Source organism: Pseudoxanthomonas sp. CF125 (genome assembly GCF_900104085.1).
In the GTDB taxonomy this organism is placed as follows: Bacteria; Pseudomonadota; Gammaproteobacteria; order Xanthomonadales; family Xanthomonadaceae; genus Pseudoxanthomonas_A.
This window is the reverse complement of sequence record NZ_FNLD01000002.1, coordinates 718,348-739,843: the sequence shown is the minus strand read 5'-3', so window position 1 is coordinate 739,843 and position 21,496 is coordinate 718,348. Positions and strand designations below refer to the sequence as shown.

The window sequence follows — 21,496 nt, the reverse complement described above, 5'->3', positions numbered from 1 at the left end:
TAGTATCTGCCTGCCATACCGACCCTGCAACCACAGTGGTAATGTGAAATCTCTCACTTATTCGCGTGAAATCTCCGAGAGTTCAGCTTTGGTGTGAAGTATTTACATCTGTCGAGATAAAGACCCATAAGACGCAAATCCGAACGGACTATGACCAAGCTGCTTACATTGACTGACTGTGATCCATCTGACCATGCGGCATGTCCATCTTGCCGTGATTCATCGCGTTAGGACTTGCAGGCTTGGCCGTAGGCCGGATCGGCCGCGATGGCGGCATCCATGGAAATCAACAGCGAAATCGCAAGAATCGGAAACGCATACTTCATGAACGAACTCCTTGGGATGAGCCTAATGACAAGAGGCGCCCTTCGCCGGCTCAGGGCTTTGGGCGCTGTTTAGCGATCAGGACGACGTTCTTCCAAGGCGCAGTGCGTTGGTAACGACGGATACCGAGCTCAGGCTCATCGCCAATGCGGCGATCATCGGACTGAGCAGAAGACCGAACACCGGATACAGCACCCCAGCGGCGATCGGCACACCCAGGGCGTTGTAAAGAAAAGCGAAGCCGAGGTTCTGCTTCATATTGGCGACCGTTTCTTCGGAGATGGCGCGGGCCCGCACGATCCGGGTCAGATCGCCCTTGACCAGGGTCACCTGTGCGCTCGACATGGCCACATCGGTGCCTGTCCCCATTGCGATTCCGACATCCGCTGCAGCCAAGGCCGGAGCATCGTTGATTCCATCGCCGGCCATGGCCACGCGCCGGCCTTCGGCCTTCAGGCGCTGTACGAGCGCCACCTTGTCCTGCGGCCGGACCTGGCCGTATACCTCCTCGATTCCCAACGTGCCGGCCACCGCCTGCGCCGTAGCCTGGGCGTCGCCGGAAGCCATGACGATGCGCAGCCCCTCCGCACGCAGGGCGTTGAGGGCAGGCAAAGTCGTTTCCTTGATCCGGTCGGCGACGGCCACCGCACCGGCCAAGCGTCCGTCGACCGCAAGGAACATGACGCTTGCGCCCTGCTTGCGGAGGCGTTCGGCGTCGTCCGCGACAGAAGCGATATCCGCATTCACCGCAGCCATCAATGCCTGATTGCCCAGGGCGAGCGCATGACCCTCGACCGTACCCCGCACGCCCTGCCCCGTTACCGAATCGAAATCTTCGGCGGCTACCAGCGGAAGTCCACGCTGTACAGCCTCGGCCAGGATCGCTTCGGCCAACGGATGCTCGCTTCCCTGCTCAAGGCTGGCGGCCCATCGCAGGACCTGATCGGCGGTGAAGCCGTTGGCCAGGATCGTTTCGCGGAAAGTCGGGCGGCCTTCGGTAAGCGTGCCCGTCTTATCGACGATCAACGTATCGATCTTGCGCAGCTGCTCCAAAGCTTCGGCATCGCGGAACAGCACGCCCGCGTGTGCGGCACGCCCCGTGGCCACCATGATGGACATGGGCGTCGCCAGGCCCAGCGCGCAAGGACAGGCGATGATCAGCACCGAAACGGCGTTGAGCACCGCATAAGTCCAGGAAGGCTCGGGACCGAACAATCCCCAGCCAAGCAAGGTCAGCAGAGCGGCGGCCAGCACCGCGAGTACGAACCAGAAGGCCACCTTGTCGGCCATGCGCTGCATGGGCGCACGCGACCGCTGCGCTTGGGCGACGAGTTGCACGATTTGCGAGAGCATCGTTGCCGCACCCACCTGATCGGCACGCACGACCAGACTGCCCGTGCCGTTGAGGGTCGCGCCGATGACCTTGGCCCCCTTCTCTTTTTCGACGGGAATGGGTTCTCCGGTCAGCATCGATTCGTCGATGCTGCTGCGGCCCTCCAGCACGGTACCGTCCACCGGGATCTTTTCGCCGGGGCGCACGCGCAGGCGATCGCCGGTATGGACGTGATCCAGCGGAATGTCTTCTTCCACGCCGTCATCTTTGATACGCCTTGCCGTCTTCGGCGCCAGCCCCAGCAGCGCCTTGATGGCAGCCGAAGTCTTCGAACGCGCCTTGAGCTCCAACAATTGGCCAAGCAATGTCAGCGAGACGATCACCGCCGCCGCCTCGTAATACACACCCACCCGGCCATGTTCGCGGAACGATTCGGGAAACAGCCCGGGCGCGAGCGTGGCGACCACGCTATAGCCGAAAGCGGCGGCCACGCCGACGCCGATCAACGTCCACATGTTCGGACTGCGGTTGCGAATGGACTGGACGCAACGTTCGAAGAACGGCCAGCCCGCCCACAGAACGACCGGCGCGCTCAATGCCAGCTCGACCCAGGTGCGGGTCTCTGTCGATATGAAAGCGATGCGATGCCCCAGCATGGCCAGCGCGAGCACGATCACGGTCAACGGCAGCGTCCACCAGAAGCGCCGGGTGAAATCCCGCAACTCCGGATTGTCCTCATCCTCCAGGCTCGGCATTTCCGGTTCCAGCGCCATGCCGCAGATCGGACAGGTGCCGGGGCCTTGCTGGCGGATCTGGGGATGCATGGGACAGGTGTAGATCGTGCCGGCAGGCGCGCTCTTTTCAACGGCCGACGACTCCGGAGAAAGATACTTCTTCGGATCGGCCACGAAGCGCTCGCGGCAACGCGCCGAGCAGAAGTGATACTCCGTGCCTTCATGGGTTGCATGGTGCGCGGTGGTAGCCGGATCGACACTCATCCCGCAGACCGGATCGATCGCAGCGCCGGCTGACGCGTGGCTGGTTGCGGACGAGCAGCAGGAACCGCCACCGGTGCCTGGCGCGGGTTTGTCGTGGCCGCCATGGCTGTGCGTGTTCATGCCGGATCCTCCGACAGCGCATTGAGAATGGGGCACTGCTCCAATATTCCGTGGCCCGGGCAGGAAGCGACCAAGGTCCTGAGGCCGTCGCGAATGCGGGTGAGCTCGGCCAGCTTGGCTTCCACGTCATCGAGCTTCTGCATGGCGGCGGTCTTCATTCCGGCCATGTCTTCGTCGCGATGATTCGACAGTTCCAGCAGGTCGCGGATTTCCAGCAAGGTGAAGCCAAGCGCCTTCGCCCGGCGCACGAAGCGCAAGCGGGACACGTCGCCCGGTGCGTACTGGCGATAACCCGAGCGCAGGCGCTGCGGCGCAGGCAACAGACCCTGCCGCTCGTAGTAGCGCACCGTGTCGATATTGACTTGGGCCTTCTGGGCCAGTTCACCGATTTTCATAGCTCATACCTGTTGGCGCGAAGCGCGTCAGGGACAGTCTGCAGCCTGGACCATGGTCCAGAGTCAAGGCCTGATCCGTCAGTGCGAGCTGTAAGGAACCGTGGTTCCATCGGCCTGCACCAATTCGACCGTAAAGCGTTGGGAGGTTCCATCCGGGCTTTCCATGCCGGGAGAGCCGGCGGGCATTCCGGGCAATACCAGTCCTTTCGCATCGGGCTTTTCAACCAACAGGCGCTTGATGTCCTCGGCCGGGACGTGCCCTTCGATGAAATACCCAGCGATCTCGGCGGTATGGCAGGAACCTTTGCCGAACGGCACGCCCAGGCGGTGTTTCACGGGTACTACGTCCTCGCTGTCTTGGACTTGCACCGGAAAACCCGCGCTCTTCAGATGGTCCACCCAAAGGCCGCAGCATCCGCAGCTGGGGCTCTTGTGAACCACCGCTGGCGGCAGCCCTTGCGAGGCAAAGGGCGCGGCGGTTTCCGCAATCGCGATGGCAGTGACCGTTTCCTGGGAGTCGCGTGCGCAGGCCGTCAAGGCGATCGCACCTGTCAGGATCAAGAAGGATAAGAGTTTCATTCAATGCATCCCTGGAAGATCAGTGTTGGTGGCCATCGTCTTTATGCGTCTCGGGCGCAGGCGTCGGCATGGCCATGCCTGCATGCTCATCGGCAGGAGGCTTCGCTGTCTTTGCGGCATCCTTATGCGGTGGTGTGCCGGCTGCATGTGCATGCGGCGGCGACGCACTCATCGTCATGCCTTCCATGTCGGCGTGACCGCCAGAAGTCCCCCCATCATGACCGTCCGCAGCACTTCCAGGGTGCTCATGCGGCTTGGTTTCTCCGCCACCATGCGAGTGCCCGCTACTGCTTTCCACCATCGCCTGGTACTGCGTTGGCGTGAGTTTGGGAAGTTCCTGGAGGAAAGCGGCCATATTCCAGATATAGGCATCGTCCATGCTCTTTCCCCAGGCGGGCATACCCGAGGCCTTGATGCCGTGCTTGACCACCCAGAACGCCTCCGCGGCATCCACTTCCGTCTTGGCCAGGTTCGGCGGCGCGGGATACAGGCCTTTGCTGAGCTCGGTGTCCGCCATGCCCGGCGCCAAATGACAGCCCGTGCACATCGCGTTGTAGTTGCCTGCCCCTTGCACGATGCGTGCCGGGGTTTTCAGATCCGCAGGCACGTGCAGTTTTCCTGCCCGCACCGCAATCGAACGTTTCCGCATGGTTTCCAGCAGGCGATAGGTGGACTTCATGTGGGGATCGTCGGCAGCCACGTTGTAGAGACCGGACCACACCATGAGGCCGGAAAACAGGACCGCTGAAAGAGCCAGCACGATGACGGTGATCGCCGAACGGCGTGTGACGATAGACATGGTCTTGCTCCCTTATCAGAACCAGATGCGAAAGCCCGCGACCACGCGGGTGTCGCTGGCGTCTTCGCCTTCTGCTCGACGGAAATCGGCAGTGCGGCCAAAAGCCCGTTCGTGGACGATGCCGACATACGGCGCGAACCGGCGGGTTATCTCGTAACGCAGGCGCAGGCCCGCTTCCGCGGTACTCAATCCCGAGCCGACGCCACGACGTTCGTCGTTGCGTCCGTAGAAATCGACCTCGACCATCGGCTGCAGAATCAACCGGTTAGTCAACAGCATTTCGTACTCGACTTCCACCCGCGCCGCGGTCTGTCCCGATTGTCCGATGTAGCCGGTGGCCTGGACTTCGAACATGTAGGGAGCCAGCCCCATCACGCCGATCGCCGCGAAATCCTGCGACCCTCCAGGATTGAAATCATGACGCACACCCGCCACCACATCCCACCAGCGGGCGATGCTGCGGCCGTACAGAACTTCCAGGTCGGCGCTCTCGGTACGATTATCGACACGCTCGCCTTCGCTGCGCAGCCAGAGGCGATTGAGATCGGTTCCCATCCATCCCTGCATCGCCCAGGCGGTGCCTGCTCCCGGGTCGGCGTCCCAACCCTCCAGACGATCCAGCAATACATAGTGCTGAATGCTGTTGTCGTGCGCCGGATGGCCGCCCGATGGCGGCGTCGCGGCGGCACGATCGGCATCGGTGACGACGGGTATCGGCGTGCGCGGCTGCAATGGCGCGGCCGATTCGGCGCCATGATTCATTTCCGCATGATTCATTTCTGCATGATCCATCGGCATGGACTCGTCGGACATGGCTCCCCTGTCGTGTCCCATCTTCGAATGATCCATGGGCTCTGCAGGCGCCGTCGACGTGCCGTGGCCCATTGCGGCATGGTCCACCTGTTCCGCGGGAGCTTGCTCTGCCCGTGCTGCAGGCAGCGTCGCATCGCCGTGGCCCGCATGGGGATTGGCCGAGACGGGCGAGGAAGTGGGCTTCTCTTCCGGCGCTTCGACCTTTGGGGTGGAGGATGTCGAAGGCTCCGGACGTGCCGGCATTTGCATGCTGGAATGATCCATCTCTTGCGCAAGCAGCCGCTCCGGCGCCAGCGACGATCCGATAAGCAGACACAGTGGAATAGTCCGCAGCAAACGATTCATCGTATTCATGGCGATCACTCCTCCACCCGCACTGTCCGCATCATTCCCGCTTCCATGTGGTAGAGCAGATGGCAGTGGTACGCCCAGCTGCCCAACGCGTCGGCGCGTACCCGGTAGCTGCGCTTGCTGCCCGGCGGCATGTCGATGGTGTGCTTGCGGACCAGGAAATTCCCTTGCTCGTCCTCCAGGTCGCTCCACATGCCATGCAGGTGGATCGGGTGCGTCATCATGGTGTCGTTAACCAAGACGATGCGCAGGCGCTCGCCGTAGTTCAGACGCAACGGCTCGACCTCGGAGAACTTCTGGCCATTGAAGCCCCAGGCGAATTTCTCCATGTGTCCGGTCAGATGCAGTTCGACGTCGCGCCCCGGGTCTCTTCCATCCGGATCTTCGAACGTGCTCTTGAGCATCGAATAACTGAGCACCTTGCGGCCGTTGTCGCGCAATCCGATGCCCGGGTCGTCCAGCTTGGGAACCGGCGCCATGGTCTGCATGTCGACCAGCGGATTACCGGTTTCGCTCTGCGGATGGATCTGCATTGCTGCGCCACCGTTATCCATGCTGGCCATGTCGTGCCCGCTGTGCTCGGCGCTTGAAGGCGCCGCCATGGACGACATGTCGTGGCCCATGCTGGCGCCGCAACCGCCTTCCATTCCTTTGGAAGTCCCCATGCCGCCATGACCCATGTCGGCCATAGTGAGCAGCGGACGTGCATCGATAGCCGGTATGGGCGCCCGCAGACCGTCGCGCACGGCCAGCGTGCCGCTGACGTAGCCGGTACGCCCCATGTCCTGTGCGAAGATCGCGAAAGCGTCCTGCCCGGAAGGTTCTACGATCACGTCGAAGGTCTCGGCCACGGCGATGCGGAACTCATCCACGGTCACCGGATGCACGTACAAACCATCGGCGGCCACCACGGTCATCTTCAAACCGGGGATACGCACGTCGAAATAAGTCATCGCCGAACCATTGATGAAGCGCAGCCGCACTTTTTCGCCGGAACGGAACAATCCGGTCCAGTTGCCGAGCGCCGTGGTGCCGTTCATGAGATAGGTATAGGTGTGCGCATCGACGTCCGACAGATCGGTCGGGGTCATGCGCATTTCGCCCCACATCTTTCGATCGTTCACGGTAGCCGCCAGGCCGAGTCGCTGGACGTCGTTTATGAAATCCCCCGCCGTGCGCTTGTTGTAGTTGTCGTAGCTGGACATCTTCTTCAAGCGCGAGAACAGCGCGGCAGGATCCAGGTCGGTCCAGTCGGTCAGCATCACCACGTAGTCGCGGTCGAACGCGAAGGGTTCGGGTTCGATGGGATCGATGATCAGCGGGCCGTACAGGCCGGCCTGTTCCTGGAAGGAAGAATGGCTGTGGTACCAGTAGGTGCCTGCCTGCTGCACGGTGAAGCGGTACGGATAGGTTTCGCCGCGGTGGATGCCGGAGAAGCTGAGTCCCGGCACGCCGTCCATGTTGGCCGGCAGCAGGATGCCGTGCCAATGGATCGAGGTCTCATGGCCGTGGATGGAACCGGCCGGCAAGGCATTGGACACGCGCAGGTTGACGGTGGTGCCTTCGCGCCAACGCAGCAAAGGCGCGGGGATCGAACCGTTCACGGTGATCGCCGGTCGCGTGCGGCCGGTGAAGTTCATCGGGGTTTCCCCGATGGTCAGATCGAACTCGGTGCCGGAAAGGACATTGTTGTTGCCAGCGCCTTTGAGCGCCCAGCTGTTCTTCGGCCACAAACCCAGCGCCGCGGCCGCGCCGCCGGCGGCCAGTCCTTGCACGAACCGGCGACGCGACGGCGCGCGAAGTCCGCCGAGACCAATAAGGTCGGACGACATAAGAAAAACTCCATTCGAAAATCGAAAAGGTCCGCGCATGCGGAACATACAAGAGCCGGCCACGGATAACCGTCGCAAGCTACAAATCAGGACAGGCGCCGTTGGCGCCCAAGGGATGCTTAGCCGATGGGAGGTCGGTTCAGATGCGGAAGCGCAGGCGCTGGGTGGCCCAACAATAGCGGGCGAACGTTCTGGCTGCGGTCGGCAAGCGGGGCATGAATGAACGTGGACGCAAGCGGCGCCTGCGTCGCATGCGCGCAAACGCAATTGCAGCTGGAGGATTTGCAGCAGTCCGGAGTGGAGTGTTTGGATCCAGCCGGTGCGGACTCGTCTGCGGCCAAGAGGGCCTCGCCGTCAGCTTCGGTTGCCTGCTGATGGCAAGGCGGCATGTCGTCCGATGAAAGTTCGGGCGACTCCACTGCCATGGCCGCAAGTGCCTGGCCATCGCCGTGGGGCATCTGCATGCGCACTGCCGCGGCCGCCCCCGTGGCGCCATTCAGCACCAGGGCGACGCTCAGTAGTACCCGCAGAAGTAGTGCCCAGACCGACATGGCCGTACTTTAACCCCACTTGTCGGTCTTTGGGATAAAGGATCGTGAACTCTGAAGGACATCCAAGGTTGGATGTCTCCGACGCTCGTTTTGATCAGGGCCGGGTCGTAATCCACTGGCGATATGGTGGGCCGTGATGGATTCGAACCATCGACCAAAAGATTAAAAGTCTTCTGCTCTACCAACTGAGCTAACGGCCCACATGAAACCCCCGGCATTGCGCCGGGGGACGCATTCTAGCGCACCCGGCGCCCGCTGAGAAATCAGGCGTAATGCGTAGGGTCCGGCACCCCTGCATCGGCGAAACCAGCGGCGCGCAGGCGGCAGGCGTCGCAATGGCCGCAGGCGCGGCCTTGTTCGTCGGCGCGGTAGCAGGAAACGGTCTGGGCGAAGTCCACGCCCAGGCGCATTCCCTCGCGCACGATGTCGGCCTTGCTCATCTTCAGCAAAGGCGCGCGGATGCGCAGGCCCGCGCCTTCCACGCCGGCCTTGGTGGCCAGGTTGGCCAGGTTCTCGAACGCGGCGATGAATTCGGGCCTGCAATCGGGATAGCCCGAGTAATCCACCGCATTGACCCCGCAGAAAATGTCGGTGGCGCCCAGCACTTCGGCCCAGCCCAGCGCCACCGACAGCATGATGGTGTTGCGCGCCGGCACGTAAGTGACCGGAATGCCCGCCCCGCCCGCTTCAGGCACTTCGATGCCGGAATCGGTCAAAGCGGAACCGCCGATGGAGCGCAGGTCGACATTGACGGTCTTGTGCGCGGCAGCGCCCAGAGCCTGCGAGACACGATCGGCCGCCTGCAGCTCCGAGGTATGGCGCTGGCCGTAGCTCACGCTGAGCGCATAGGCGGAAAAGCCTTCCTCGCGCGCCAAGGCGAGAACGACGGCCGAATCCATGCCGCCGGAGACCAGGACCACTGCGTTTTTCATGGGTTTTCCAAAGTTGGGCAGGCCGTAGGAGCTGCGTAAGCTGCGACCGGAGATCCGAAGCGCAAGGATATTTTATCGGAGCTGGAGCCGCACGGTCGCAGCTTACGCAGCTCCTACAAGCACGGGACTAGCGGCCCGGTTCGTCGTTCCACAGCAGCTTGTGCAGCTGCATCTGGAAGCGCACCGGCAGACGGTCGGCGACGATCCAGTCGGCCAGATCGCGCGGGGACAATTCCGATTTGCTGGGGGAAAACAGCACATCGCAGCGCTGGCTCAGCTTGTGCGTCGAAACGATATCGCGCGCCCACTCGTAGTCGCCGCGCCCGCACAGCACGAACTTGACCTGATCGCGCGCAGTCAGCAGCGGCAGGTTCTCCCAGCGGTTGCGCGCGACTTCGGCCGAGGCTGGAGTCTTGATGTCCAGCACCCGGGAAACGCGCGGATCGACGTCGGCGATATCGATGGCGCCGGAAGTCTCCAGCGACACGTCGTAGCCCGCATCGCAAAGCGCACGCAACAGTATCAGACAGCGTTTCTGGGAAAGCGGTTCGCCGCCGGTGACGCAGACGTGGCGCACGCGGTGCCTGGCCACTTCGGCCAGGATGTCGGCGATGTCCCACCATTCGCCCCCGTGGAAGGCGTAAGCGGTGTCGCAGTACTGGCAGCGCAACGGACAGCCGGTCAGGCGCACGAACACGGTGGGCCAGCCCACGCTGGCGGCTTCCCCCTGCAGGGACAGGAAAATCTCGGTGATCTTCAGGCGGTCCGTGGTGGACTGCACGATCTCGCTGGGGACGGCGGCGTTCATGGGCGAAGAGTAGCCGTTCCTTCCCGTCTGGCGGAAAGCGGCAAGCGAATCAGCGGATGCTGCGGCCCAGCTGCATGGATTTCAGGCGGTCGTCGGCGGTGCGGGCGACGTCGCTGCCGGGGTAACGGGTGACCACATCGTTCAAGGTGCGCTCGGCTTCATCGACCTTGCCCAGGCCGTATTCGGACAGGCCCAGCTTGAGCAGCGAGCCCGAAGCCTTGTCGTGGGTCGGGTAACGCTCCAGCAGGGTGCGGAACTGCTGCGCGGCCAGTTGGTAGTTCTGGGTGACGTAATAGCTTTCGCCCAGCCAGTACAGCGCGTTGGGGGCGTAGGCGCCGCTCGGATACAGCTCCAGGAAACTGATGAACAACTGCGCCGCATCGGCGTAGTTGCCGCCTTTCAGCGCATCGAAGGCGACGTTGTAGGCCGCACGCTCATCGCCGGACTGGGCCATGGCGCCGACATCGCCATGCACCGACGGCGCGCGTTCGGCGGCCGGCGCGGTCGCGCCGGTGGCCGGCGGCGTGACCGGCGGCGTTGTCGCGGGTACCGCCGGAACGGCTCCCCCTTCGATCCGGTTCAAGCGGCCGTCCAGGTCCAGGTACTGGTCCTTGGCGGTCTGCTTGAGCTGTTCGTTCTCGTTCTGCAATTGCTCCACCAGTGCGCGCATCTCCTGCAATTCGGTGCGCAGCTGCGTCATCTGGTTCAACAGATCGGTGTTGCCGCGATTGTTGGCGGCCTGCGTTTCCAGCGCAGCCACGCGATCGGCCAGGCTCTGGCGCTGGGCATGAGCGGGTGCGGCGGCCACCAGGGCCGCCGCGATGATCGTACCGATCAGGAGTCGCTTCACTTGCGTGTTTCCGTCTTGCGCTTACTTGGCGGTGTAGATGATTTCGACGCGACGGTTGCGGGCCCAGCAGTCCTCGTTGGACTCGGTGCAGACCGGGCGCTCTTCGCCGTAGCTGACCACCGAGATCTGGCTGCCGGAGCCGCCCTGCGCCTGGATGGCCGAGGACACGGCATTGCCGCGGCGTTCGCCCAGGCCCAGATTGTATTCGCGGCTGCCGCGCTCATCGGCGTTGCCTTCCAGGTTCATGCGCGAGGACGGACGGTCGCGCAGGTACTTGGCATGGCAGCCGACGATGGCCTGGAATTCCGGCTTCAGGGCATCCTGATCCAGGTCGAAGTAGACCACGCGCTGGCGCAGGCAGGCATCGGTATCCAGGTCGTTCGGGCCGTAGGCGCCTGCAGCGGTGGTGTTGTCCACTACCGTGCCGGTGCTGCCGGTGGTGTCGGTCGGCGGCGGCGGGGTTTCTTTGACGGTCTTTTTGCAGCCGGCCAGGACTGCAACGGAAAGCAGGGAAAGCATTAAAACGCGGGCGGTGTTATTCATCGGGGGTTCCTCGTGCGTGGCGCGGGGTGGAAAACTGGGTCCGTAATATTAACAGGCGCAAACGGTTTCTACGGGGGTGATCAGCGGGGCGAGCGGTAAGGCGACCAGGCCGGCTCACGCACATCGCCATCGGCCAGAACCAAGCGCTGGCGCACGCGGGCATCGGCCGATACGGCGTAAAGCACCCCGCGGCGGCCTTCGCGGGCGGCGTACAGCACCATGCTGGCGTTGGGCGCGAAGCTGGGCGATTCGTCCAGCGAACCCGGCGACAGCGTGCTCCAGCGCGGCGAACCCAGGCTGCTGTCCATCATCGCGATGCGGTAGTTGTTGCCGCTGCCCTGGGCCACGGCGATCTTCTTGCCGTCGTAGGACACGGTGGCGGTGGCGTTGTAATTGCCCTGGAAGGTGACCCGCGAAGCGCTGCCGCCGCTGGAAGGCACGCGGTAGATCTGCGGGCGGCCGCCACGGTCGGAGGTGAAATAGATGGTGCTGCCGTCGGCGCTCCAGGTCGGTTCGGTGTCGATGCCGAACTGATTGGTGAGCTGGGTCAGCTGCTTGCTGCCCAGGTCCATCACATAGATCTCCGGATTGCCGCTGCGCGACAGGGTCAGCGCCAGGCGACGGCCATCGGGCGAGAAAGTGGGCGCGCCGTTGATGCCGCGGAAGCTGGTGACCAGCTCGCGCGCGCCGGTGGAGATGTTCTGGATGTAGATCGAGGAATTGCCGCGCTCGAAGCTGACATAGGCCAGCCTGCTGCCATCCGGGCTCCACGAGGGCGAGAGCAGCGGTTCGGCCGAACGCACCACGGTCTGCGGGTTGTAGCCGTCCGAATCGGCCACCATCAGCGCATAGCGCGCCTGTTTGCCCAGGCCGGTCTGGGTGATGTAGGCGATACGGGTCCAGAACGCACCGCGCACGCCCAGGATCTTTTCGTAAATCGCATCGGCCATCTGGTGGGCGACGTCGCGCATGGCGTTGGAACGGGCGGTCAGCGCCAGGCCCAGCATGCGCTCCTGCTTGGCCACGTCGAACAGTTCGTACTCCACCCGGTAACTGCCGGCACCGGCATCGACCACTCGGCCGACCACCAGATAATCCTGCTTGAGCGCGCGCCAGGTCGGGTACTGCACCTCGCCACCGCGGGTGGGACGCTCGACGATGCTGGCCTCGGGCAAGGCACGGAAGGCGCCGGAGCGCTCCAGGTCCGCCCGCACCACCGAAGCCACATCGGTTCCGGGCGCGGCGGCCGAACCCTGGTAGGGCATCGGTACCACGGCGATCGGCAGGGCCGAAGCGTTGCCGCCGACGATGTCGATCTCCAGGCCTTGCTGCTGCGCCGAGGCGGCGAACGGCAGCAAAACGAGCGCGAGTACGGCCAGCCAATGCGGCAATCTTTTCATGGGCACTTCGAGGTTTTGGGGTGGGAGAGGGATAACAGGCTTAACGTGAACATTTTCGCAATCGTGAACGAAAGCCCGTGTGATCAACGGTCTTGGGCCGTGAAATTGAAGTTCAGGGTCCGGTTGAACACGCTCTCGAAGCCCCGGTAGGGCAAGGGCTGCGATTTCAACACCGCGCGCTCCAGCGAGTCCTGGCCGGCCTGATCCATGGCGCAGCCGGGCTGGACCTCGGCGCTCATCACCTGCCCGCCGGGCAGTTGCTTGATGACCACGCGGCATTTTGTACCCAGGGGCACCGACTCCGGCCGGGTCCACTGGCCGCTGACCTGCTGCTGGATGGCCGCGATGTATTTGGCCAACAGGCCATCGTCCACACCGTTGTTGCCGGCCGGCGCGCTGGTGCCGGTAGCGGCGGCCGGGGCGGTGGTCTGGCGCGCGCGCGCATCGGCCAGCTGACGCAGTTTCTGTTCGGCCAGCTGCGCGTCCTTGGCCGCTTGCGTGCGCAGGCGCCGGATCTCGTCCAGCTTCTTCTGCTTTTCCGCTTCTTCCTGCTGCTTGGCCAGGCGCTGCTGCTTCTGCGCTTCTTCCACGCGCTTCTGCTCAGTGAGGTCGATCTGTTCCTGGCGGCGCTTCTGTTCCTGCTCCTGCAGCGCTTTTTCCTGCGAAAGGGCCAGGCGGCTGGCTTCGTCCTGGTCCTGGCTGTCGGGCACCGGAATTCGTTCCTGCGCGACCTGCTGCTGGGGCGTGGGCGAATCCTGCGGCCGCGGTTCTTCGATCGGCTGCGGCGGCGGCACGGTTTCTTCTTCGGCCGTTTCTTCGACCGGCTGCGGCAGCGGTTCGGGCACGTGCTGCAGGGCACGTTCGGCGGCACGGATATCAGCGGCCGAAGCGTCCAGCGAAGCCTCCATCACCGGCAGTCCCGCTGCCGAAGCCGAATCGTGATCCCAGGTCAGCCACGACGACAACCACAACAACACGGCCAGCAACAGATGCAAGCCGACCGCATAGGCGATCGCCTTTCCGTAGCTCTCTTCCGGCAGAACCGCACCGCGTGGGGCAACGTCAGCGTGCATTACCGGATTCGGTCAACAGGCTGACGTTCTTGACCTTGGCTTTCTTCAGCACGTCCATTGCGGTCAGCACGACTTGATAGGGAGCCTTGCCTTCGGCGGCGACCATCACCCGCATCTCGCCCCCTTGCTGGGCGACGATGGGCGCCAGCTTGGCTTCGAAGGCGGCCGTATCCAGCACTTCGATGTCCGCATCGGGCAGCTTCAGGCCCATACGGCCGTCGGGATAGGCCACGACCACGATGGGATCCTCTTTGCTGTCCACCGCCTTGGCGTTGGCCTTGGGCAAGGTCACATCCACGCTGAGCGTGAGCAGCGGCGCGGTGACCATGAAGATGATCAGCAACACCAGCATCACGTCGATGTAGGGAACGACGTTGATCTCGGATTTGAGCTTGCGGCGCTTGCGATGGAAGATGGCGGTGGCCATGGCGGACTCCGCTTACTCTTCGGATGGGGTTTGGCGTTGCAGGATGGAACTGAATTCCTCGGCGAAGGATTCGTACCGCACCGAAAGACGTTCCACCCGGGTGGTGTAGCGGTTGTAGGCCCACACCGCGGGGATGGCCACGAACAGACCGATGGCGGTGGCGAACAAGGCTTCGGAAATGCCCGGCGCCACTGCCGCGATGCCGGCCTGCTCGCCGCTGTTGAGCATGTCGTGCATGGTCACCATGATGCCGAACACGGTGCCGACCAGGCCCACGTACGGCGCGGTGGAGCCGATGTTGGCCAGCAGCTCGAGATTGCGTTCCAGCTTGTCGATCTCGCGGGTGTAGGCCACGCGCATGGCGCCCTGCGCGCCTTCCAGCTGCGCGCGGCTGTCGAGCTTGCGCTTGTCGCGCAGGCGCGCGAATTCGCGGAAACCGGCTTCGAACACCGCCTCCAGCCCACTCACCACGCGGTTGCGGTCGACCGCTGCCGAGTAGAGTTTGTTGAGATCGGCGCCGGACCAGAACCGGCCTTCGAATTCGTCCGCATCGCGGTTGGCGCGGCTGAAGATGCGCGCCTTGCGGAAGATGATGACCCAGCTGATAAGCGAACCGACCAGCAGCAGCAGCACGATCAGTTTTACCGGCAGGCTGGCTTTGAGCATCAGGTCGAAGTAGTTGATGCTGCTGTGGGCGACTTCGGCGCTGGCCTGGGTGGCCGCGGCGGCGACGTCTTCGGGCAGGGCTTCAACCACGGTGTCCTGCAGGGCCAGGAGCAGTGCGATCATCCGGTATTCCTCAAATTTCCGATTCGGGTGGGGCTAGCGGGGGCATTTACGGTTGCGGCACTTCCAGCGCCTTGAATTCTTCGTACAACGCATCGGGCGCGGCTTTGGGTCTGAAACCGCTGGCGGTCAGCACGGCGACGCGCACCTCGGCGGTCAGCAGCACCTCGTCTCCGCGCAGGATGGATTGCGCGAACACCACGCTGGCACGCTTGCAGGCGCGGATTTCCACGGTCACGGTCAGCAGGTCGTCCAGCCGCGCCGGGCGCAGGAACTCCAACCGCATCGCGCGTACCGCGAAAACCAGGTCGTGATCGTGGCGCAATTGTTCCTGTCCGTGGCCGCGATGCCGCAGCCATTCGGTGCGCGCGCGTTCCAGGAAAGCCACATATTGCGCGTGGTAGACCACGCCACCTGCGTCGGTATCTTCCCAATACACGCGTGTCGGCCAACTGAACCGCAGGCCATCGGCCTGCTGCTCAGCCCGCATCGTCGTTCTCCACGAACAGGTCCGCGACCGGCTTGAGCGGCTTCAAACCCAGGTGGCGGTAGGCTTTTGCGGTAGCCATACGGCCACGTGCGGTACGCACCAGGAAGCCCTGCTGGATCAGATAGGGTTCGATCACGTCTTCCAGCGTGCCCCGCTCCTCGGACAGCGCGGCGGCCATCGATTCGACCCCCACCGGGCCGCCGTCGAAGTTCTCGATGATCAGGCGCAGCAGGCGGCGGTCCAGTTCGTCGAAGCCTTCCGGATCCACGTTCAACATCACCATCGCGGCCTTGGCCACTTCGTGGTCGATGTGGCCTTGGGCCCGCACCTGCGCGTAGTCGCGCACGCGGCGCAGCAGGCGGTTGGCGATGCGCGGGGTCCCGCGGGAACGGTTGGCGATCTCCGCCGCACCCTCGGCCACGCAATCGATGTTCATGATCTTGGCCGAGCGCCGCACGATCTGGGTCAGTTCGGGCACGCTGTAGAACTCCAGCCTTTGCACGATACCGAAACGGTCGCGCAACGGCGCGGTGAGCAGGCCGGCGCGGGTGGTGGCGCCGATCAAGGTGAACGGCGGCAGGTCCAGCTTGATCGAGCGTGCGGCCGGGCCGTCGCCGATCATGATGTCGATCTGGAAATCCTCCATCGCCGGATACAGCACCTCTTCCACCACCGGCGAGAGGCGGTGGATCTCGTCGATGAAGAGCACGTCGTGCGGCTGCAGATTAGTCAGCAGCGCGGCCAGGTCGCCGGCTTTCTCGATCACCGGGCCGGAAGTGACGCGCAGATTGACGCCCAGTTCGTTGGCGATGACGTGGCTGAGCGTGGTCTTGCCCAGGCCGGGCGGCCCGAAGATCAGCACATGGTCCATGGCCTCGCCACGGCCCTTGGCGGCCTCGATGTAGATCGAAAGCTGGTCGCGGACGGGCTTCTGTCCCAGGTATTCGTCCAGCTTGCGCGGGCGGATGCTGGCCTCGAGGGCGTCGTCTTCGCGGGTGGCCGCGGCGGTGAGGATGCGGTCTTCGGTCATGGGGCCATTATGCGGGATGGAAGACCTCCCCCTTTGACCAGCCATTCGGCTGTTGAAAAGCGCTCCAAAGGGGAAAAACACAGGCGTCAGATCTCCACCTGCGCGCCCAGTTCCACCAGCCGGTTGCCCGGAATCCGGAAGAACCCCGTAGCCGGCGCCGCGTTCCGGTGCATGACCGCGAACAGCTTGTCGCGCCAGACCGGCATGCCACGGTGGGCGCTGGCGACGATGGTCTCGCGGCTGGCGAAATAGGTGGTCTCCATCGGATCGAAATAGATCCCGCCCTTGTCGCAGGAGCCCATCAGCGATTGCGGCACGTCCGGCGTTTCGGTGAAACCGTAGCTGATGACCACGCGGTAGAAATCGTCGCCGATGGCGTACATCTTCAGGCGCTTTTCCTTGGGCGCGTGCGGCACATTGAGCGTTTCCACGGTGAGGAATACATTGCGTTCGTGCAGCACCTTGTTGTGCTTGAGGTTGTGCAGCAGCGCATGCGGCACCACGCCCTGGTCGGCGGTCATGAAGATCGCGGTACCGGGCACCCGGGTCGGCGGCGCCAGCATCAGTCCCGGCAGGAAGCTGTCCAGCTTGATGCCTTCCTTCTGCACTTCGGCATGCAGCAGTTCGCGCCCGCGGCGCCACGTGCGCATCAGCAGGAACGCGACGATGCCGATGAACAACGGCACCCAGGCGCCGATACCGCTGAACAGCTTGGCGCCGTTGGCGACCAGGAAAGCGATGTCGATCAACAGGAACAGCGCGCACAGCGGCAGCACCCACTTCCGCGAATCAGGCCAGCGCGTATAGGCGACGACCGCCAGCAGCAGGGTGTCGATCAGCATGGTGCCGGTGACCGACAGCCCGTAGGCCGTCGCCAGCGCCGTGGAGCTGCGGAACACCAGCACCAGCACGATCACTGCCAGCAACAGCATCAGATTGATCGAAGGCACGTAGATCTGGCCGAAGGTGTCCTTGGAGGTGTACTTGATGGACAGGCGCGGCAGGTAACCCAGCTGGATGGCCTGGCGGGTGACCGAGAACGCGCCGGTGATCACCGCCTGCGAGGCGATGGCCGCCGCCACGGTGGCCAGCACCGTCATCGGAATCTGCGCCCAGGCGGGCATGGCCATGAAGAACGGGCTCTCCACCGCTTCCGGATGTTCCAGCAGCACCGCGCCCTGGCCGAAATAATTCAGCACCAGCGCCGGCAGCACGAAGCCGAACCACGCCCAGCGGATGGGTTTTTTGCCGAAATGGCCCATATCGGCGTATAGCGCCTCGCCGCCCGTTACGGTCAGCACCACCGCGCCCAGGATGAAAAGCGCATGCCAGTCATGGGCCACGAAGAATTGCCAGGCCCAGTACGGATTGAGCGCGCGCAGCACGCTGGGGAAGCCGCTGATGTTGTGCGCGCCGATCACCGCCAGCACCACGAACCAGGTGATCATCACCGGCCCGAAGATCTTGCCCACTTTGGCCGTGCCGAAACGCTGGAAAGCGAACAGTCCGACCAGGATCACCAGGCTTATCGGCACCACCCACCGCGTCAGCCCGGCGGAAATCACGCTGAGGCCTTCCACCGCGCCGAGCACGGTGATGGGCGGAGTGATCATGCCGTCGCCGAAGAACAGCGAGGCGCCGAAGATGCCCAGGATACCCACCGCGTAACTGCCGCGCGAACCCTTCTTCAGGCTGCGCTGGGCCAGTGCGGTCAGCGCCATGATGCCGCCCTCGCCTTCGTTGTCGGCGCGCATGATCACGATCACGTACTTCACCGTCACGATCAGGATCAAGGACCAGAAGCCCAGCGACAGCAGGCCCAGCACCGTGCCCGCATCCGGCGTCAGGCCGAAATGCGGATGGAACATTTCCTTGATGGTGTACAGCGGGCTGGTGCCGATGTCGCCGAAGACGACGCCGACCGCACCGGCCACCAGCGCGGCGAGGCCTGCCTTGCCATGACCGTGTTCCCCGGAATGACCGGCTTGTGGAGAAGAAGTAGCTGACATGGCTGCCTAAGCGTAGCGCGATGAATGTGAGGGGAAGCTCTAGGAGGTCGAAGCTCTGAAGCCTGCGTTCAACGCAGCGCCGATTGCAGAGCCTTGCGGATGATCATGGCGGCATCGTCGCCCGGCGCCACGGCCTCGCGCGCCATGCGCACGGCCTCGGCCGGCTTGTAGCCCAGTTGCTGCAGGGCGATGGTGGCTTCGGATTGCGGATCGTTGGGAAGGCTGGGCGAGCCCAGCGGATTGCTGCCCAGATCGACCACGCGGTCGCGCAGTTCCACCACCATGCGCTCGGCGGTCTTCTTGCCGATGCCCGGAATGCGCGTCAGCGCGGCCACGTCGCCGGTCTGCACCTGGCGCGCGAACTCGTCCACCGACACCCCCGAAAGTACCGCCAGCGCGATCTTGGCACCGATGCCGCTGACTTTCTGCACGTCGCGGAACAACCGGCGTTCGCTCTCGCGCAGGAAGCCGTACAGCGACACGCTGTCCTCGCGCTGCGCGTGGTGGGTGAACAGGATCACTTCGCGGCCTACATCGGGCAGGTCGTAGAAGGTGCTCATCGGCGCCTCCAGCTCATAGCCCACGCCGCCCACATCGATCACCAGCCACGGCGGTTGCTTGTAGGCCAGGATGCCACGGAGACGTCCGATCATGCCGATATTCCTTTGCTCGCTTGCTTTGGCCGGGCGGAAGCAGCGAATTCTTTGTCTATGCGAAGGCCCGCCTGTCTTCCCCCTTTTAAAAAGGGGGATCGAGGGGGATTTGCTCTTGGCGCGAAAAGCAAATCCCCCCTTCCCCCCTTTTTCAAAGGGGGGAAAAACCGGGCGATGCCATATTGCGTTTGTTGTCGAAGCACGCTTGGCGCTGAATTCATTTCCTTCCCCAAGCTTCACGCACATTCACGCCCAGGCGATTGGCGGTCGCGCGCACATGCGCATGGGTGATGGCCACGGCCAGCGCATCGGCCGCGTCGGCCTGCAGCTTGCCCTTGAGGTTGAGCATGATGCCGACCATGTGCTGGATCTGCACCTTGTCCGCGCCGCCCTTGCCCACCACCGCAAGTTTCACTTCCTTGGCCGCGTATTCGTGCACCGGCAGATCGCGCAGCACCACCGCGCAGATCGCCGCGCCGCGCGCATGGCCCAGCTTCAACGCCGAATCGGGATTGCGCGCCATGAACACCTGCTCGATGGCCACTTCGTCCGGGCGATAGGTTTCGATGATTTCCGCCAGACCCAGCAGCAGCCGCTTGAGCCGCTGGGCGAAATCGCCCTCCCCCAGCAGCAGCAACGGCGCGTGGTAGACATGGGTGGTCTTGCCCGCTGCGTCGACGTCGATGATGCCAACGCCAGTGCGCTGGGAACCGGGGTCTATTCCAAGTATCCGGGTCACGATGCGGTTCCCGGGTGTCGGTTTTCCGACCGCCCTGGGCGCAGGACGCGGAGCGGCCGAAGCCGAAGGGTGCCGGGAATGCGGATCACAGCGTCAGTCTACGCGTAAGCGTCCTGACCCAGATCGGCGTTGGAATAGACGGCCTGCACGTCGTCCAGGTCTTCCAGCATGTCCAGCAACTTGACCACCTGCGGCACGGTTTCGGCGTCCACGGCGATGTCGTTGTCGGCGCGCATCGTGATCTCGGCGTGGCCAGGGGCCAGGCCCGCGGTTTCCATCGCTTCCTTCACCGCCAGAAAGGCATCGGGCGAAGTCAGCACGTCGATGGCGCCGTCTTCCGGATACACCACCACATCGTCGGCGCCGGCTTCGATGGCCGCTTCGGTGACGGCGTCTTCATCGGCGCCGGCGCCGTAGCTGAGCACGCCGAGTTTGCGGAACATGAAAGCCACCGAGCCTTCGGCGCCCATGTTGCCGCCGCATTTGCCGAAGGCATGGCGCACTTCGGCCACGGTGCGCACGCGGTTGTCGGTCAGGCAGTCCACGATCACCGCCACGCCGCCGGGTGCGTAGCCTTCGTAGCGGATCTCCTCGAACTCCACGCCTTCCAGTTCGCCGGTGGCTTTCTTGATGGCGCGTTCGATCACGTCCTTGGACATGTTCGCCGACAGGCCCTTGTCCACCGCCGTACGCAGGCGCGGATTGTTGGCCGCATCGCCGCCGCCGGCGCGCGCGGCCACACCGATCTCGCGGATGATCTTGGTGAAGATCTTGCCGCGCTTGGCGTCGGTAGCGTTCTTGCGGCCTTCGATGGAGGGACCACGACCCATGGCGACTTCCGGTTGCTTTGGACAAGCCGCTAATTATACCGGCGCGGAACAACCCCTGTAGGAGCGGGCCCTGCCCGCGAAGCTTTTTTTCACCAACAAAAAAAATGCACCAACCGGCGAAAAGCTTCGCGGGCAGGGCCCGCTCCTACAGGGGATTAGGCGCGAAATGGCCGTGATTCAGGAAATGCGCGGCCTGCAGGGCCGCCGCGGCCGAGAACACCAGTCCGCTATGGCTGGCAGCCACCACGCAGTGGTCGGTCAGCCCCGGAAGGCGGGTTTCCCCCAGGGCGACGGTACCGTCGGATTCGTCCTCGAAACGTGCGAAATAGCGCCCCAGCCCGTGCGGCACATTGCCCGCGACCATGCCCACTTGCTGCTTGCCTTGCCACCGCTCGAATCCGCGCAGCAGCAGGCCTGCGCTGCGGCCCAGCGCCGGCGAAGTCCAGATCCGTCCCGCCAGGCCACGGGCCGCGTGGCTGCCGCGCAAGGGCGAACCCAGGCAGACCACCCGCGTCACCGGCAGGTCCGGCTCCCGGCTCAGGGCTTCCAGCGCGATCAGCCCGCCCAGGCTGTGGCCCAGCAGCGCCACCGGCTCGCTGTCCCGCAATCGGGCTATCAGAAGTGGAACCGCCACTTCCGGCCCACCGAACACGCTGGGATAACCGAAGATCTCGACCCTGAACCCGGCCGCGCGCAACCGCGCCGCCAACGGACCCAGCCAGACCTTGGCATTCCAGATGCCGTGCAGAAGCAGAACACGTTGGGGAGAAGCCGGATCGTCGGACGTCATGTCCCGCAGTCTGTCCGAATCCATACCCCCACGGCCAGCGC

The 21,496-nt window shown here is 64.0% G+C and carries 21 protein-coding genes and 1 tRNA gene; all 22 read right to left on the bottom strand.

Features of this window, described 5'->3' with window-relative positions; genetic code table 11:
• Positions 1 to 402: 402 nt before the first annotated feature.
• On the bottom strand, positions 403 to 2,775 hold the full coding sequence (locus BLR66_RS12800; protein WP_093287125.1) for a heavy metal translocating P-type ATPase: 2,373 nt from the start codon (positions 2,773 to 2,775) through the stop codon (positions 403 to 405).
• Entirely contained in the window at positions 2,772 to 3,170 is a 399-nt protein-coding gene (locus tag BLR66_RS12795) for a heavy metal-responsive transcriptional regulator (protein WP_093287122.1), read from the bottom strand. The genes BLR66_RS12800 and BLR66_RS12795 overlap by 4 nt, the downstream gene beginning before the upstream one ends.
• A 78-nt stretch (positions 3,171 to 3,248) precedes the next feature.
• Positions 3,249 to 3,749 carry a DUF411 domain-containing protein gene (locus tag BLR66_RS12790; protein ID WP_093287118.1) on the bottom strand — a complete coding sequence of 167 codons (501 nt, stop codon included), beginning with the start codon at positions 3,747 to 3,749 and terminating at the stop codon, positions 3,249 to 3,251.
• A 19-nt stretch (positions 3,750 to 3,768) separates the two neighbouring features.
• The gene (locus BLR66_RS12785; RefSeq protein ID WP_176943864.1) at positions 3,769 to 4,548 is read right to left on the bottom strand and encodes a c-type cytochrome; all 780 of its coding nucleotides are present in this window, start codon (positions 4,546 to 4,548) and stop codon (positions 3,769 to 3,771) included.
• Positions 4,549 to 4,563: 15 nt separating this feature from the next.
• The gene (locus tag BLR66_RS12780) at positions 4,564 to 5,715 is read right to left on the bottom strand and encodes a copper resistance protein B (RefSeq protein WP_093287900.1); all 1,152 of its coding nucleotides are present in this window, start codon (positions 5,713 to 5,715) and stop codon (positions 4,564 to 4,566) included.
• A gap of 5 nt (positions 5,716 to 5,720) precedes the next feature.
• Positions 5,721 to 7,544, bottom strand: a complete 1,824-nt coding sequence (locus tag BLR66_RS12775) for a copper resistance system multicopper oxidase (protein WP_093287109.1) — start codon at positions 7,542 to 7,544, stop codon at positions 5,721 to 5,723.
• Positions 7,545 to 8,219: 675 nt separating this feature from the next.
• Positions 8,220 to 8,295 (bottom strand) — tRNA-Lys (locus BLR66_RS12770).
• A gap of 63 nt (positions 8,296 to 8,358) precedes the next feature.
• On the bottom strand, positions 8,359 to 9,027 hold the full coding sequence (gene queC, locus BLR66_RS12765; protein ID WP_093287104.1) for a 7-cyano-7-deazaguanine synthase QueC: 669 nt from the start codon (positions 9,025 to 9,027) through the stop codon (positions 8,359 to 8,361).
• Between the two features lie 127 nt (positions 9,028 to 9,154).
• Positions 9,155 to 9,835 (bottom strand): 7-carboxy-7-deazaguanine synthase QueE, encoded by a 681-nt coding sequence (gene queE / locus BLR66_RS12760; protein ID WP_093287100.1) that lies wholly within the window; start codon positions 9,833 to 9,835, stop codon positions 9,155 to 9,157.
• Between the two features lie 49 nt (positions 9,836 to 9,884).
• Positions 9,885 to 10,685 carry a tol-pal system protein YbgF gene (gene ybgF / locus BLR66_RS12755; protein WP_255402539.1) on the bottom strand — a complete coding sequence of 267 codons (801 nt, stop codon included), beginning with the start codon at positions 10,683 to 10,685 and terminating at the stop codon, positions 9,885 to 9,887.
• 21 nt (positions 10,686 to 10,706) lie between these two features.
• Positions 10,707 to 11,228: a peptidoglycan-associated lipoprotein Pal gene (gene pal / locus BLR66_RS12750; RefSeq protein ID WP_093287095.1), complete on the bottom strand. Its 522-nt coding sequence runs from the start codon at positions 11,226 to 11,228 to the stop codon at positions 10,707 to 10,709.
• Between the two features lie 80 nt (positions 11,229 to 11,308).
• Positions 11,309 to 12,628: a Tol-Pal system beta propeller repeat protein TolB gene (tolB, locus tag BLR66_RS12745; RefSeq protein WP_093287091.1), complete on the bottom strand. Its 1,320-nt coding sequence runs from the start codon at positions 12,626 to 12,628 to the stop codon at positions 11,309 to 11,311.
• A gap of 83 nt (positions 12,629 to 12,711) precedes the next feature.
• Complete coding sequence (tolA, locus tag BLR66_RS12740; protein WP_093287086.1) at positions 12,712 to 13,701, bottom strand: cell envelope integrity protein TolA; 990 nt, start codon at positions 13,699 to 13,701, stop codon at positions 12,712 to 12,714.
• Positions 13,691 to 14,128: an ExbD/TolR family protein gene (locus BLR66_RS12735; RefSeq protein WP_093287082.1), complete on the bottom strand. Its 438-nt coding sequence runs from the start codon at positions 14,126 to 14,128 to the stop codon at positions 13,691 to 13,693. The genes tolA and BLR66_RS12735 overlap by 11 nt, the downstream gene beginning before the upstream one ends.
• Before the next feature lie 12 nt (positions 14,129 to 14,140).
• Positions 14,141 to 14,917, bottom strand: a complete 777-nt coding sequence (tolQ, locus tag BLR66_RS12730) for a protein TolQ (protein ID WP_093287078.1) — start codon at positions 14,915 to 14,917, stop codon at positions 14,141 to 14,143.
• A gap of 46 nt (positions 14,918 to 14,963) precedes the next feature.
• Positions 14,964 to 15,404: a tol-pal system-associated acyl-CoA thioesterase gene (ybgC, locus tag BLR66_RS12725; RefSeq protein WP_093287074.1), complete on the bottom strand. Its 441-nt coding sequence runs from the start codon at positions 15,402 to 15,404 to the stop codon at positions 14,964 to 14,966.
• Positions 15,394 to 16,434: a Holliday junction branch migration DNA helicase RuvB gene (gene ruvB / locus BLR66_RS12720; protein ID WP_093287071.1), complete on the bottom strand. Its 1,041-nt coding sequence runs from the start codon at positions 16,432 to 16,434 to the stop codon at positions 15,394 to 15,396. The genes ybgC and ruvB overlap by 11 nt, the downstream gene beginning before the upstream one ends.
• Positions 16,435 to 16,520: 86 nt before the next feature.
• A complete protein-coding gene (locus BLR66_RS12715; RefSeq protein ID WP_093287066.1) occupies positions 16,521 to 18,443 on the bottom strand; it encodes a potassium transporter Kup in 1,923 nt (640 codons plus the stop codon).
• 68 nt (positions 18,444 to 18,511) lie between these two features.
• On the bottom strand, positions 18,512 to 19,096 hold the full coding sequence (ruvA, locus tag BLR66_RS12710; protein ID WP_093287062.1) for a Holliday junction branch migration protein RuvA: 585 nt from the start codon (positions 19,094 to 19,096) through the stop codon (positions 18,512 to 18,514).
• Between the two features lie 217 nt (positions 19,097 to 19,313).
• Positions 19,314 to 19,835: a crossover junction endodeoxyribonuclease RuvC gene (gene ruvC, locus BLR66_RS12705; RefSeq protein ID WP_093287057.1), complete on the bottom strand. Its 522-nt coding sequence runs from the start codon at positions 19,833 to 19,835 to the stop codon at positions 19,314 to 19,316.
• A gap of 98 nt (positions 19,836 to 19,933) precedes the next feature.
• Positions 19,934 to 20,665 (bottom strand): YebC/PmpR family DNA-binding transcriptional regulator, encoded by a 732-nt coding sequence (locus BLR66_RS12700; protein WP_093287052.1) that lies wholly within the window; start codon positions 20,663 to 20,665, stop codon positions 19,934 to 19,936.
• A gap of 145 nt (positions 20,666 to 20,810) precedes the next feature.
• On the bottom strand, positions 20,811 to 21,455 hold the full coding sequence (locus BLR66_RS12695) for an alpha/beta fold hydrolase (protein ID WP_093287047.1): 645 nt from the start codon (positions 21,453 to 21,455) through the stop codon (positions 20,811 to 20,813).
• Between the last annotated feature and the right edge of the window lie 41 nt (positions 21,456 to 21,496).

Excerpts from the sequence above, each read along its gene's own strand:
- BLR66_RS12800 (WP_093287125.1), bottom strand. The coding sequence starts at position 2,775 with ATGAACACGCACAGCCATGGCGGCCACGACAAACCCGCGCCAGGCACC.
- BLR66_RS12795 (WP_093287122.1), bottom strand. The coding sequence starts at position 3,170 with ATGAAAATCGGTGAACTGGCCCAGAAGGCCCAAGTCAATATCGACACG.
- BLR66_RS12790 (WP_093287118.1), bottom strand. The coding sequence starts at position 3,749 with ATGAAACTCTTATCCTTCTTGATCCTGACAGGTGCGATCGCCTTGACG.
- BLR66_RS12785 (WP_176943864.1), bottom strand. The coding sequence starts at position 4,548 with ATGTCTATCGTCACACGCCGTTCGGCGATCACCGTCATCGTGCTGGCT.
- BLR66_RS12780 (WP_093287900.1), bottom strand. The coding sequence starts at position 5,715 with ATGAATACGATGAATCGTTTGCTGCGGACTATTCCACTGTGTCTGCTT.
- BLR66_RS12775 (WP_093287109.1), bottom strand. The coding sequence starts at position 7,544 with ATGTCGTCCGACCTTATTGGTCTCGGCGGACTTCGCGCGCCGTCGCGT.
- queC (WP_093287104.1), bottom strand. The coding sequence starts at position 9,027 with ATGAAAAACGCAGTGGTCCTGGTCTCCGGCGGCATGGATTCGGCCGTC.
- queE (WP_093287100.1), bottom strand. The coding sequence starts at position 9,835 with ATGAACGCCGCCGTCCCCAGCGAGATCGTGCAGTCCACCACGGACCGC.
- pal (WP_093287095.1), bottom strand. The coding sequence starts at position 11,228 with ATGAATAACACCGCCCGCGTTTTAATGCTTTCCCTGCTTTCCGTTGCA.
- tolB (WP_093287091.1), bottom strand. The coding sequence starts at position 12,628 with ATGAAAAGATTGCCGCATTGGCTGGCCGTACTCGCGCTCGTTTTGCTG.
- tolA (WP_093287086.1), bottom strand. The coding sequence starts at position 13,701 with ATGCACGCTGACGTTGCCCCACGCGGTGCGGTTCTGCCGGAAGAGAGC.
- BLR66_RS12735 (WP_093287082.1), bottom strand. The coding sequence starts at position 14,128 with ATGGCCACCGCCATCTTCCATCGCAAGCGCCGCAAGCTCAAATCCGAG.
- tolQ (WP_093287078.1), bottom strand. The coding sequence starts at position 14,917 with ATGATCGCACTGCTCCTGGCCCTGCAGGACACCGTGGTTGAAGCCCTG.
- ybgC (WP_093287074.1), bottom strand. The coding sequence starts at position 15,404 with ATGCGGGCTGAGCAGCAGGCCGATGGCCTGCGGTTCAGTTGGCCGACA.
- ruvB (WP_093287071.1), bottom strand. The coding sequence starts at position 16,434 with ATGACCGAAGACCGCATCCTCACCGCCGCGGCCACCCGCGAAGACGAC.
- BLR66_RS12715 (WP_093287066.1), bottom strand. The coding sequence starts at position 18,443 with ATGTCAGCTACTTCTTCTCCACAAGCCGGTCATTCCGGGGAACACGGT.
- ruvA (WP_093287062.1), bottom strand. The coding sequence starts at position 19,096 with ATGATCGGACGTCTCCGTGGCATCCTGGCCTACAAGCAACCGCCGTGG.
- BLR66_RS12700 (WP_093287052.1), bottom strand. The coding sequence starts at position 20,665 with ATGGGTCGTGGTCCCTCCATCGAAGGCCGCAAGAACGCTACCGACGCC.
- BLR66_RS12695 (WP_093287047.1), bottom strand. The coding sequence starts at position 21,455 with ATGACGTCCGACGATCCGGCTTCTCCCCAACGTGTTCTGCTTCTGCAC.